The sequence below is a fragment of the Ancylomarina sp. 16SWW S1-10-2 genome (assembly GCF_009669305.1).
Classification (GTDB): domain Bacteria; phylum Bacteroidota; class Bacteroidia; order Bacteroidales; family Marinifilaceae; genus Ancylomarina.
In genome coordinates this window covers 43,738-57,268 of record NZ_SADB01000008.1, presented here as the reverse complement: position 1 = coordinate 57,268, position 13,531 = coordinate 43,738, and the positions used below count along the sequence as shown (strand labels likewise).

Genomic DNA, 13,531 nt, shown 5'->3' with positions numbered 1-13,531 from the left:
TTATTTGACTTGGTTTAGGCTAACTTTCTTCATTAATTGAAGGTCGAAAATATAGATCGTTTTCCCCGTGTCTGCCGAATTTACAATATAGCCTTTTTGCATGACTATCTTCAACTGTGTATTAGTATGCCAAGATACTTTGGCATTAGCTATTTTATCCTCATAAATAATCTCATTCTTTTTAATATCATACACAAAAAACGCTATCGGTTGATTCGGATTAAGTTCGGGTGCAGTCATCATCTTTTGACACAATGCATAACTCTTGTTTGAATTTAATTTACAGTCAACATTTTCACCAAATTTTTCCGAAGCAATTTGTTGGTAAGTACTCTTAAGAAAAGGTTCTTGCTGATTTAGTTTATTTGTAGAAACACAGCCAACTAAAAGAAATACTAAAAATAGCTGAGTTAGAATAATTCTATGTATCAGAGAATAAAAATTTATCATTATTAGAAATTTTAATCAATTATATGCCACACACGCTTACAATTTATGGTTAAAGCTACTAAATGTAAATCCATTTAATGATAAATTAAAGCTATTAATCCTGCCACACTTTCAAGTAATACGTTAATTGATTCGTGTCTGTAATGCCAAAAAGGGAAAAATAGGAAAAAAGATTTTAGAACCAGGAAGTTAGTTCACATCAAAAGGCGTTTGGGTACATCCAATTTCGTCGGATGCTGGAGTAGAAAGCATAATTTATGTGCAATCCGAGGGTAAATACGAAGTAATACCTTCAAAATAAATGCTCAGTCTGTAAATTTGCAACATTTAAATTTCTATTGTCTCGTTTTGAAATTAGCTGACATTAAAATAATTTTTGTTTAATTTTGACAGCCATTCTTTTAGTGAGAATGAAATTGGGTGGTTATTAAATGTAAATATACAAATAGAAAAGAGTATGAGTTTTATTAAAAGTATGCAAGAACGTTATGCAACAAAAACGTATGATCGTTCAAGAAAAATAGAATTGAATAAAATAGAGGAACTTAAAGAAATACTAAGATTAAGTCCATCTTCAATAAATAGTCAGCCTTGGAACTTCACTTTTATAACCAATAGTGAAACTAAAAATGAATTGGCAAAAGTATCTTTCCATAATACTGAAAAAATTGAGAATTGTGACGCTCTAGTGGTATTTCATCGAATAAATAATATACAGGATTTTGAAGAAGGCTTGGCTGAAAGATTACCAGAAGGTGCGGTGGGTTACTACAACAATTTTTTAAAACAACTTTCGGAGGATCAGAAAAATGTATGGTTCGAAAAACAAGTTTATTTGGCATTAGGCGTATTTTTAAGTGCTTGTGCTGAAATGAATATTGATTCGACCCCAATGGAAGGAATTGAACACGAAAAATACGATGCAATTCTAGGTTCAGATGATTATTCGACCGTAGTTGCGGTTGCTATCGGATTTAGAGATAAGGACGATTTTAATCAACCAGAGAAAAAAGCAAAATCAAGAAAAGCACTCAATCAAGTCATAAAATCAATCTGATTATAAAGATTATGAGCAATCAAAAAACAACTATTGTAGCAAAAATTTTAGCGAAAGCTGAAAAAAGAGAAGAAGTAAAAGCTGAATTAATAAAACTTGTAGGCTTTTCTAGATCAGATGAAGGATGTATCAATTACGATCTACATCAAGATAAGGAAGATGAAAATCTATTCTTTGTTTATGAAAACTGGGAAAATCATGATTCTTTGCAGAAACACACGGCAAGTAAACATTTTGTGAATTTTATTGAAGTAACTAAAGACTCAATGCTTATTACAGTTAACGAATTGGACAAAATCGCATAACTAAGATCATAAATTACTGAGAATATAAAATTTTGGCCTCAATTTTTAAAATACACTTATTTTAATTATTGATACCATTGATCTTTGCGCAAGCAATAAATACACTATTAAATCAAGTATTTAAAATAAACCCCAATTGTTATAAACAATTGGGGTTTTTACTTTTGTATTTAAATCACTTTTTTTTGTTCATAAGTTAAGCAAGATAAATTTCTGATCAATTCTTATAAGTCAAACATATTAGAAAATAAGCATATACCTGTCGTAAATAAGTTCGATTCAAGGCTACATAAAAATCAATAAATGTAAGCCTTTACTTGCTTAAAAAATACGCTTATATCAGGCGATTATAACCTATTTCCAAATGACATATTCAGGTTTCCACTTGTCTTTTGGTTGATCCTCACCTGTTGGGTAGCCAATAGGAATCACATTCAAAGGAATATGTTTCTTAGGCAAATTCAACTCATTGATTACTGCTACTGTTCTATCATCATAAGGATACGAAGCCGTCCATACGGCACCTAAGCCAATACTCTCTGCCGCCAAAAGAATATTTTCTGTTGCAGCAGCACAATCATGAACCCAATAGCCTTTGTCCTTAAGATTACCTGCGCGATCCATATCGCCACAAACCACGATAGCTGCTTGAGCTTGTGTTAACATTTTGGCATAGGGCAATTGTTCACTAAGTCTGTTGAGAACTGCCTTATCTCTTACAACATAAAAAGCCCAAGGTTGACGATTGACAGCTGTAGGCGCCGCCATTCCAGCTTTTATTAATAACTCTAACTGAGCTTTTGAAACAGGTGCATCGGTAAAATGTCGAACACTTTTTCTATTATGTATGGTCTTTAATGTTTCGTTGGCGTAGGTGGGTTCAGCTGAAGGGATAAAAGCCTGTCCATCTACTTGCTTATACATATCGCCTTGGCTGCCGATAAAACTACCCATTTTATAGTAACCACCATTGGCATAGATAATGGGCTTAAGTAGATTCATATCAATACTTCCATTGGCCCCTAATACGGCCTTGTCTGCCTTCACGTCAATAATCTTACCAATAAATTGTCTGTGGGAACCCAAATCATGATATGCCGTTAGTTCACACTCAATCACAATAGGAAACTCTTTGATATATGGTGCATCAACAAATTCACCTCTCACTGGAGTAAGTCCCGTTTCTTTGAACTTATCCATGTCTTTTCCCGAATATTTCCCCACAAAAGAGACGTATTTGGTTAACTCTTCGGATGGAATATTTACCGTAAAAAACTTTTTATCCGTAATATTATGGTACGAATAGGTAGCTGGACGCATAGAAACGGCGATACTTAAAGGCCTTGAATTACAGATACCAACCCATGCCGCAGTCATCATATTAGGTTTTCCGTCTTTGTCGTAAGAGCCAATAACTAAAGCAGGTTTAGGATGAATAGCAGCTATGATTCCCAATGATTTTTTCTCAAATTTAGTTGCAGTGGTGTCTCTTTCCACTTTATCTGTAACAGCAGAAGTAGGCAATACTGTTGTTTCCTTTCCTTCCTCTTTTTGTGTCAACATAATAGACAACACTAATATAATAACAGCTAAACCGATATTTAAAATTTTACTTTTTTGCATCTTTTTTATTATTTGTAGGTTGTTTTTTATATGAGATAGTATCCATAAAGCATCCTGTAGGACAGACAGAACACCAAGGTTTGCTATAGAAAAGAGATAAAATTACAATGACGCCTCCTGCTATAAAAAAGCCATAGCTTGCTATTTTAAATGAGAATGCCAAAAAGGGTTCAAAATAATTTAATTCGGGTACAAAACCGAACAAGAGCATGGCTGCGATAAAGAATAAATAAGCCTCTTTTATCGATAGGTTTTTCCACAAATGAGGCACTTGCCTTTTTTTGAAAGGAGAAACCTTATTTACCAGCTCTTGTAATGCACCCATAGGGCAAAGATAATTGCAATAGAACTTCCTTTTTCCTATAAATGAGACGCCTATTGCAAGAATAAACAAGAGCACCGATTGCCAATTTAAAACCCAAGGCATGCCATCTATCAGCCAACTGTACAACAAAAACTGAGATAGCGCTTTATTAAGTATAATTCCGATAACCACCACAACCAAAAGCAGATATAATGGACGTAGTTTCTTATTTACTTTTCCGAAAGCCAATAGTAGAGATAGCAAAACAACAGCTAAAAATAGAATGTCTCCAACTATGCTTTTAACCGATATTTTCTCGCTATTCTCAATGGACAAGTGATGAAATACGGCTGATGTTTGCTTCATTCCTTTGATAATAGCATGACTGCTCATTGTAGCACCAGAAGCAATATCAACATCCTGTTCTTTAACTTGACGTAGAGATAGCTTATCCCATTGGTGCAGAAAATCCGACTTTGTAACATACTCTAAATAATCGTGCGTTTCGCCATTGGCAAGCAATTCTACCCCTACAATATCATGATTCTTATCAAGACCTATGAGCAAAGGCACGACTCCTCCGTAGCCAAAATTATCCTTCACAAAATCGGTAGATACAAGTGCTTCTCCTATCTCATTTACACCCGATTTAATCTCTATTATATTGAGCTTGTTTTTGTGAAAAGAACTCGCTTCGGGAAAGAGATTTTGTACAGATTCTAAAGTAACAGCAACTTCTACCTCATCTGATTTGGTGAAAAAATGCGTCCGACCACCTCTATAAGCTATTGCTACCAGCAATATAATTACTAAGCTGTAAGTATATATCGTTTCTACTATCTGCTTTTTTGATACCCTCATTGACCTCTGCTTTTATTAGCTGGCTAAGATATTCAAATAGTACATATCAACCAAAGTTGAACGATTTTTATCTGACAATGTGCTTACTTTATTTTATCCCATAAACAAGCATTTCTCGTAGACTATATATAAGGTAAAAATCTGTTATTATAATTTTGTGTATATCTATTACTCTTCCACAAACTGAACAATCAAATGTCAACCTATTATTTAATACAAAACAAAAACTATCTAATCAAATTTAAGACTGCCTTTAGGTATTCTTTTGGTTAGTCCAACCTAAATGATGGCATTATCCAACATTACACTCACAATTTATACTTAATGATGACAAATACCAACACACAACTGTAATATATTTGATATTTATAATTGGATTTTGTAATTTGTGATGGAAAATACCAACATAAACTACTCTTTTAAGCTATAATGATGGAAAATTACGACACAAACTGGACTGCAATGAGTAATAAAGCCATTATCGATTCAATGGGTGCCTACATAAAACATCAGCGTTTAGCCCAAAACAGAACACAAGCAAAAGTCGCTGAAGATGCTGGCCTTAACCGTTCAACAATAAGCCAAATTGAAAAAGGAGAATCCATTTCTCTTATATCACTCATACAAATACTCAGAACACTTAATATATTGCACGTACTCAATCAATTTAAAATAGAGCAAGAAATAAGTCCTTTAGAACTGGCAAAACTTGAAAAAAAGAAAAGATTACGCGCAAAAAGTAGTAAAAACGACCAACAATACGAAAGCGAATGGTAGCACTAAAAACAGCCTTCATAAAAATTTGGGGACAAACAGTTGGTGCCGTTTCGTGGGACGAGCAACGAGGTATTGCCAGCTTTGAATATGAACCAAAATTCAAAGCTACGGGCTACGATTTAGCACCATTAAAAATGCCAATTCTATCGGAAACGAGAATCTTTTCATTCCCCGAATTAAGAGCATCTAGAAATAGCGAATTCGATACCTTTAAGGGTTTACCTGGATTATTGGCCGATGTTTTACCCGACAAATATGGGAATCAACTTATAAACACTTGGTTGGTACAAAACGGACGTGCAGAAAACAGCATGAATCCCGTAGAACAGCTTTGCTTTATAGGAACGCGAGGCATGGGTGCTTTAGAGTTTGAGCCCACACAATTCAAACAAAACAAACGCACATTTCAAATTGAAATAGATGGTTTGGTTAGCATAGCTCAAAAAATGCTTCGTAAACGAGAAGGTTTTGAAGCCAATTTGGACATGGACGAACGAAACGCCATGCTCGATATTCTAAAAATTGGAACATCGGCTGGTGGTGCCAGACCAAAAGCCATTATTGCCTACAATAAAAAAACAGGACAAGTAAAATCGGGACAAACAAAGGCGCCCAAGGGTTTTGAACACTGGTTAATTAAGTTAGATGGCGTAAGCGATGCACAGTTTGGCGAGAGTAAAGGCTATGGTCGTGTGGAAATGGCCTATTACAATATGGCTTGCGATTGTGGTATAAATATGATGGAATCGCAGCTGCTTGAAGAGAATAAGAGAGCGCATTTTATGACGAAACGCTTTGACCGAGAAGGTGGAGATGTAAAATACCATATTCAGACGCTTTGTGCCATGCAACATTACGATTTTAACGAGGTAAACAGCTTTAGCTACGAGCAAGTGTTTCAAACCATGCGAATGCTACACCTACCCTATCCGCAAGCCGAACAAATGTACCGAAGAATGGTATTTAATGTGATTGCTCGAAATTGCGACGACCATACCAAGAACTTTGCCTTTCGATTAAAGGAAAAGGGGGATTGGGAACTTGCTCCTGCCTACGATATTTGCCATGCTTACCGCCCCAATAGTATATGGGTGAGCCAACATGCCTTAAGCATTAATGGTAAAAGGAAGGCTATTAACCGACAAGATTTGTTAGACTTTGCGAAGGCTATGAACATTAAGAAAGCTGACAAAATAATCAGCCAAATAAACGAAACCGTATCCAACTGGAATACCTACGCCGATTGTGTTAACATGAAACCTGAGTTGAGGAATTCAATCAAAGAAACACTTCTCAATCTATAAGGCTAAATAGTTGTTCATAAGTTAAGTTGTATAAATATTCTGTTTACTATATATTTTTGTAAATTTGATTAACAACACCTTTTAAAAAATATAAAAGAAATAACACCCATAGAGTTGTTAGCCAATCGTTGTATGCAAGCGGAAAAAGAGAAAGTTCATTGAAGAAACGATAGTGCAAAATAGAGGGAATTTATTTTATTTTTTTCTCCAACCCGCAAAAGGAAACCAAACACGCATTACACACATTGTCTAGCCCCACTAGCCAACGCACAGACCAAAGCTACCCAAAGAGGGCAACCTTGCCTCCCCTGTTAGCAACTTTTAATTTAAGTTCCATTGATTTTTCGGAAATCAATCGTATATTTGGACAATATTTGTCAAGAAAACTATCTTCTATGCAAAAAATAGACACAATAGGTAGCATAATACGTCATCATCGAGAAGAAAGCAAGATGCCTTTAAGAAAACTTGCCTATAAACTCGATATTGACCAATCTACTTTGAGTAAAATAGAACGTGATGAAAGAAAGATAAATCCTGAATTACTTGACGAGGTTTCTGATATTTTTAACATTAAAATAGAGGATTTACAAGTTGCGTATTACAGTGATACTGTGGCTTATCAAATTAGAGATTTGGAATCATTTTCTAAAATTTTAGAAGTTGCTGAGAAAAAGGTGGAATATATTAGACAAAGTAAATTAAGATAATGAGAGATATTGCTACATACACAAAGGAAGAAAAGAAAGAAAATGGAGTATTTTATACTCCAGCGTTTCTTGCTGACTATGTTGCTCAGAAACTAAATGATTATTATCAAGGAGATAAAAACATAAAGTTACTTGACCCTGCTTGCGGAGATGGAATCTTATTAAATGCCTTTCTGAAAATAAATTCAGAGAATGAAAAGGTTGACGTGTACGGAGTAGATATTGATAAAGATGCAATCCTAAATACTCAAATAAGGTTGCAAAATGTAACATCAAAATTACACTTAAAGAATAGCGATGGTTTATACCCTAGTGATGGTTTGAAATCACAAAAAAGCTGGGATACATTTAGAAATATGAACAATGTGGGAAGTGGCTTTAATTTGATAATTAGTAACCCTCCTTGGGGCGCAAGTCTAGAAAGATATAATAAGGAAAAACTATTCGTAGATTTTGTGTCTTCTAAGGGGCAATTTGATATTTTTAATCTATTTATTGAGGTAATTGTAAATAACCTTGTGGCAGGCGGATTATATGGCTTAATTTTACCAGATTCAATCTTTAGTCAAGAGCAGAAACTAATTAGAAAGTTCATTCTAGATAATTCTACAGTTTTATCTATATCTCGACTTGGTGAAAAAATATTTCCAGGAATAAATCGTGCATGTACTGTTATAATTGGTAAAAAGGAAATACCACATAAACATCACAAAGTTGATTGTTTCAGATTGTCACCTGATTATAAAAGAATGATAATTAATAATGAGGTTGAGTTAATTGATATTGACAAACAATTTAAACATCATGTTTTACAAAGTAGATTTGCAGGTAATAGAAATTTTGAATTTGACATTGATTTAAAATTTGACGACATATCTACCTTTAAGAAAATAGAGAAAAATCCTCCTTTAAAAAGACTTGTCACAAATACTAGAGGTGCTGAAATTTCTAAAAAAGGTATTGTCTGTCAATGTCCGAAATGCAAAAACTGGATGCCTTATCCAAGGGCAAAAGCTCCTTCTTGTGCTCATTGTGGAACATCATTCGATTTAAGTGAAATACAAATTGAAAATATCATATTATCTCATAATGGAAAAGGAAATCTAAAATTAAAAGTTGGGGAAGACTTATTTAGATATACTTCTTTTTCTAAATCATGGATCAATACTTTAAAAAAAGGGATTAACTATAAAAATATTAGTATTTATAATGGTGAAAAAATACTTGTGAGAAAAACTGGGGTAGGCATTACAGCAAGTATTGATTATGAAAACTCGGTAACAAATCAAGTGGTTTATATTTTAAAGCTAAATGATTCATTTGAAAGCAATATTTCGTTAGAGTTTATACTTGGTGTATTAAATTCTCGTGCAATAACATATTTCCTATTGAAGAAATATGGCGAAAACGAATGGAAAAGCCATCCTTATTTAACCCAGACACAGCTAGTCAGTTTGCCATTTCCAGAGGTAGATTTATATAATAAAGAAACAGCAAACACGGTTGAGAAAATCACTAATATTATTGCTAGTGAGGTGAAAAAATCTGCAAATAAAAATCTATCTATTAAAAATGACATATTAATCGAAAGAGAAGTAGCGAGATTATTTAATCTTAATAAGGAGGATTATAAGAAAATTTTTCATGCGCTCAGTAGTGCCGAGCAATTGATTCCTATTAAGAGATTATTGAATTGCACTGTTGACGAAATTTTTGACAATTAATGGGTTATAGATATATAGGTTCCAAAGACAAGCTATCAGACATTATTATATCTGAGATAAAGAATATTAATCCTAATGCCGAACATGTAATAGATTTAATGGCAGGAACAGGTTTATTTTCTCTGGCTCTAAAAGAGGCTGGATTTCAAGTTTCGGCTTTAGATGTTATGACGTATTCATTTCATCACCTTACCGTTCATTTAAAACTAGACAAAGAACCTCAGTTTGAAAATATTAATAAAATTAAAGGAATTGAAAAGTATAAAGACAATGAATTATTTTCATCTTCAAATTACAAGACAATTCAAAATTACTTAAATAACCTAAAACCCATTCAGGGATATTTTTATAAGGAGTTCAGCCCTGATGGTAGCCCCCAAAATACCGATAAAAAGAGAAAATATTTCACATCAGCTAATGCTGAAAAAATTGATGCAATTAGAAAGGCAATAAAGTCACTTAAGGCTAAAAAAATAATTTCAGATATTGAGCATTCACTTTTATTGCATGATTTAATAATGGCAACTAATGATGTAGCCAACATTGCAGGAACATATGGTCATTATCTATCCAAATTTGTTAAACGTGCCGAATCTCCTTTACAATTATACTCTTCAACATTTTCAAGTAAAGGTAAATTGACAGACCATAATATTTACTTAGGTTATGCGGAAGAAATAGCCGCTTCATTAAGTGCTGATTTTTGCTATATTGACCCACCATATATTAAGAGACAGTATGCAGCTAATTACCATATATTAGAAACTATTGCTCGTGAAGATGAACCTGAAGCTATTGGACTTAGTGGGTTACGACCTTGGCGTGACCAGTATTCCAATTTTTGTTCTAAAGTGAAAATAAGAGATTCATTCGATAAAATATTGAAAAACATTAATTGCTCTGATATTTTAATAAGCTACAGTGAAGATGGACTATTGACATTGGAAGAGCTCATAAAATTCCTTAGTTCTTATGGTAAAGTAATCCCTAAGGAATTAGAGTATAAAAGATTTAAAAGTAACGATAGCAAAAAGGGAGCTACATTAACTGAATATTTAATTCACTTACGAAAATACTAATCTGCTAAAGAATCTTCAATCGTTTTAGTATGGTCAGGGTGCCATTTTATTTCATAATCTTCACCATTTATTTTTATAGATAGCTTATTATCCACAATTTTTGAGAGGTCAATTTCAGATACTTCAGCATAATGTAACATTCTATGTATTAGTGGAGATATTACAATTGCATTGGCATATGAATCGGAACCACTTTCCCCAAGTGGTAATAAATGATGCACTTCAGAATAAAAACTTCCATCTTTCTTTTTGAAAGTAAAATCTTCGCCAGTAATTTGACATTTACCATCGTAAAGTCTTTTTAACTCCTTGACAATTTTATTATTTCGTTTCCTGATTTTGAATATTCGTTCTTTCACTTCAACATCTTCACCATCGGTAATTTCAGTCAGTTTAGGAGAAGTGTCCTGATTTAGTAAATCAGCTTCAATATCTTCATCTGACTTTAACTGATTTTTTATTGTTTGAGCATCAAAGTAAAATGGCCATTTTTTTGTATCAGTATCAAATAGCATTTTATATTGTGGAGTAATGATTCCAGCACTTTCTTCTGTGAATAAAACTGTTAACTCTTCATTAACAATCCAATTTTTGGGAGGTTCACTTTCTAAAAACCAACCCGCATAAAATGTATCATCATCTGCTTTTATAATATAAACAACTAAATTATCAGAGTCAGGGTTGTAATTTATTGGAAATGAATTATTAGGGTGCCAAGAAAAAATTCGGTTACCTCCTCCACTATTTTCTGGTAATTTTTGAGATGTAATACTAACTGATGAGTCTCTTCTGTTTGATATTAAAATATCTTGTGAGTCAGCAATACCTAAACTACTTACTGTAATTTCCCATTTAGGTCTATTTCGAGCCCCATATGAAGTGGGATTACCTAGAATTTGTTGCCATTGTTGGACTGAAATATTTCTTGTTGGGAAATCAATATAACCTTGACCACCACCTTTCCCATGGTATGCACTACCTTGTTGATTAATTTTATCAAAATCATTATAGGTTAACCTTCTGAACAATATGCTACTAACTATTTTTTCCATCTAAAATAAATCTTTAATATTAACATCTAAGGCAATTGCTATTTTTTCAACTACAGTAATGGATACATTTCTTTCTCCCTTTTCAATACTTGGAATATATGTTCTATCTAGATTTGCTTTAAGAGCAAGTGATTCTTGTGATAGACTTTTGGAAAGTCTAAGTTCTTTTACTTTTTTGCCAAATCGTGATTTGATATCCATACTACAAAAGTGAATTAATGTTGCCAGTTGTACAACGGACAATTGTCTACATATAAAACTCAACCTAATTTGCAAGCACATTGCCAAAGCTTTGACAAAGAGCTTGCAAAGCTAGCCCGATTTGCCCACAAGGCATTAGGATTTGCCCTCCCTCAAAAAAACAAAATAAATTTGTGCTTCGTGGGTAGTTTGGTGCAATTTGAAACAGGTTTGAAAATGAATTCTAATTGATTGACAAATAAATAGAAATGAATGAACGCCAGCATACAATCGAGTATTCTGCCGCTAGGCTATTAGCCTAAGCGAGAACCTCTTACACCACCTTTATATTTACATTATTAAATTATATAAGAATTTAAATTATCCGAAAGAGTAAAGGTGAACTAGTCACACGACTTGGGTATGGGCTAAAACTACGGTATCAGTCCTTTACTCTTCTTATTTAATTGTACCAATTAGAATTATAAGTTTCTAGACTTATTAAAGGTTTTGGCGTTTTTGTTACAGCTAATTTCCCGTTGGACAAACCTCACAAACAAAATTGCATCATCTCTTATACCAACACTACCAAGCATGTGAATACCTCATCAAACACCTAAAATGAATCGTCTAATAGCATACTTAAAAAATCCGTTTTATTGTGAAAATAGAAAACCTGAAGTACTTAATTTTCTGTTTTTAATATATATTTATATTAAGTGAAAGCGAATTGATTTAAAAACACCACACAATAATGATTTATAGATAATGGCAGTAATTAACCAGCTTGAACGATGGGTTAACAGGCAAATTTATAAATCAGCTGAAAATTTAATCATATACATAAGCGTATTCGTGCACCAACTCAGAATATCGGAAAAATGGAAAAGAAAATTGAATTAAAATACATTATCACAATGTTTTATATATAATTAATGCCATAATAAAGGAATCAAAATAAAAGATTTTTGGAGCTTAAGAGCTGTTATTCTCTCTGAAAATATTGAGCCTTTAAGTATGCACCATAAACATAGATTTACTAAAAGCAGAATTTAAAAACAGAATAACAAAATGGTAGAAAAATGAAGTGATATTGCCATGATGGAACACCGTATTAGTCCTGTGGATGTCGATTAAATAAATGAAAATATTAGCTAATAATTATCAAAAAAAAAAATTACAAAATAGTTGGGGATTTTGGCCATATTTTCGATCATTTTTTCGTATATTATAGACATCAGTCAGACAGGCTGCTACTGTTTCTAACCCCAAAAACTAACCACCATGAAAACACACACTCGCTTCGAAAACATTGACTACTTAAAAAATGGAAATGAAAAGCAACAACGTGCTTACAACTTGCTGACTAGATGTAGGGTACTCGAAAAGCTTAGCCCGTTTGACCCAATACTTGTTGGTACAATTCCAATAAATATCGATATTGAAAGTAGCGATCTTGATATAATATGCTACTGTGAAGATCGGGATCATTTTAAAAAACTCCTTACTGCGGAATTTGGTCATTTAATAGGTTTTAGAATATGGGCAACCGTAGATCGACCTACACAAGATACATTTGCATATTTTATTATGGATGGATTTGTAGTTGAAATTGTTGGAAAGAATATTCCTACAAAAAAACAAGTTGCTTATCGAAACATGATTATAGAAAATAAACTAATCAACCAAAGAGGTGAAGCTTTTCGTAAACGAATTGTTGATTTGAAGCATAAAGGCTACAAAACAGAACCTGCATTTAGAATGGAATTGGGTTTACAGGGAAATTCCTATAATGCGCTTTTAGGTCTAGAATCGGAAATGAGTTAAAGAATTCCTAAATTCGAATTTCCGACAATACCAGAACCTAAAAATATATAGAGCTGTGAAAGAGAAGAGCCTTTTTATGATTATTCTAATCAAGCAAATTTAAGGCTCTTTTAAAATCAGCTCAACAATAACTTGTAAAAAATGAACCCTTATGGGTTCATTTTTTATTTTAGGACCAATAAAACTTAAAGTTTGTTTCGGAAAAACATCAAAGAAATCACAAAAAATATTTCAAAGAGATTAAAAATTTTCAATTAAAATTGATTCATTATCAAATT

General features: G+C 33.0%; 13 protein-coding genes. 8 read left to right on the top strand and 5 right to left on the bottom strand.

Annotated elements, in window-relative coordinates; all coding sequences use genetic code 11:
* Entirely contained in the window at nt 1-450 is a 450-nt protein-coding gene (locus EMN46_RS08255; RefSeq protein ID WP_154200331.1) for a hypothetical protein, read from the bottom strand.
* Nucleotides 451-907: 457 nt separating this feature from the next.
* Between EMN46_RS08255 and EMN46_RS08250 the strand changes: the two genes are divergently transcribed.
* Complete coding sequence (locus tag EMN46_RS08250) at nt 908-1,507, top strand: NAD(P)H-dependent oxidoreductase (RefSeq protein WP_154200330.1); 600 nt, start codon at nt 908-910, stop codon at nt 1,505-1,507.
* 11 nt (nt 1,508-1,518) lie between these two features.
* Nucleotides 1,519-1,812, top strand: coding sequence for a putative quinol monooxygenase (locus EMN46_RS08245; RefSeq protein WP_154200329.1), 294 nt, complete (start codon nt 1,519-1,521; stop codon nt 1,810-1,812).
* Between the two features lie 354 nt (nt 1,813-2,166).
* Here the strand turns inward: EMN46_RS08245 and EMN46_RS19930 are convergent, their stop codons facing one another.
* Nucleotides 2,167-3,435, bottom strand: coding sequence for a nitroreductase family protein (locus EMN46_RS19930; RefSeq protein WP_229130311.1), 1,269 nt, complete (start codon nt 3,433-3,435; stop codon nt 2,167-2,169).
* Complete coding sequence (locus EMN46_RS08230) at nt 3,422-4,600, bottom strand: 4Fe-4S binding protein (RefSeq protein ID WP_154200328.1); 1,179 nt, start codon at nt 4,598-4,600, stop codon at nt 3,422-3,424. The genes EMN46_RS19930 and EMN46_RS08230 overlap by 14 nt, the downstream gene beginning before the upstream one ends.
* A gap of 432 nt (nt 4,601-5,032) precedes the next feature.
* Here EMN46_RS08230 and EMN46_RS08225 point away from each other — a divergent pair, with 432 nt between their 5' ends.
* The 5 genes from EMN46_RS08225 to EMN46_RS08205 all read left to right on the top strand — a co-directional run bounded on the left by EMN46_RS08225 (nt 5,033) and on the right by EMN46_RS08205 (nt 10,194).
* Nucleotides 5,033-5,377 (top strand): helix-turn-helix domain-containing protein, encoded by a 345-nt coding sequence (locus EMN46_RS08225; RefSeq protein WP_229130310.1) that lies wholly within the window; start codon nt 5,033-5,035, stop codon nt 5,375-5,377.
* Complete coding sequence (locus tag EMN46_RS08220) at nt 5,371-6,681, top strand: type II toxin-antitoxin system HipA family toxin (protein WP_154200326.1); 1,311 nt, start codon at nt 5,371-5,373, stop codon at nt 6,679-6,681. Before EMN46_RS08225 ends, EMN46_RS08220 begins: the two co-directional genes overlap by 7 nt.
* Before the next feature lie 395 nt (nt 6,682-7,076).
* Complete coding sequence (locus tag EMN46_RS08215) at nt 7,077-7,391, top strand: helix-turn-helix domain-containing protein (RefSeq protein WP_154200325.1); 315 nt, start codon at nt 7,077-7,079, stop codon at nt 7,389-7,391.
* Entirely contained in the window at nt 7,391-9,115 is a 1,725-nt protein-coding gene (locus EMN46_RS08210; RefSeq protein WP_154200324.1) for an N-6 DNA methylase, read from the top strand. Before EMN46_RS08215 ends, EMN46_RS08210 begins: the two co-directional genes overlap by 1 nt.
* Nucleotides 9,115-10,194: a DNA adenine methylase gene (locus tag EMN46_RS08205; protein ID WP_154200323.1), complete on the top strand. Its 1,080-nt coding sequence runs from the start codon at nt 9,115-9,117 to the stop codon at nt 10,192-10,194. Before EMN46_RS08210 ends, EMN46_RS08205 begins: the two co-directional genes overlap by 1 nt.
* On the opposite strand, the gene EMN46_RS08200 is transcribed toward EMN46_RS08205, so the two are convergent.
* Together EMN46_RS08200 and EMN46_RS08195 are read right to left on the bottom strand one after the other, a co-directional pair.
* Nucleotides 10,191-11,246 carry a hypothetical protein gene (locus EMN46_RS08200; RefSeq protein ID WP_154200322.1) on the bottom strand — a complete coding sequence of 352 codons (1,056 nt, stop codon included), beginning with the start codon at nt 11,244-11,246 and terminating at the stop codon, nt 10,191-10,193. The two genes, EMN46_RS08205 and EMN46_RS08200, sit on opposite strands and share 4 nt — an antisense overlap.
* On the bottom strand, nt 11,247-11,447 hold the full coding sequence (locus tag EMN46_RS08195) for a helix-turn-helix domain-containing protein (protein WP_154200321.1): 201 nt from the start codon (nt 11,445-11,447) through the stop codon (nt 11,247-11,249).
* A gap of 1,263 nt (nt 11,448-12,710) precedes the next feature.
* On the opposite strand from EMN46_RS08195, the gene EMN46_RS08190 reads away from it, so the two are divergent.
* Nucleotides 12,711-13,253, top strand: coding sequence for a DUF4269 domain-containing protein (locus EMN46_RS08190; protein WP_154200320.1), 543 nt, complete (start codon nt 12,711-12,713; stop codon nt 13,251-13,253).
* The last annotated feature ends 278 nt before the right edge of the window (nt 13,254-13,531 follow it).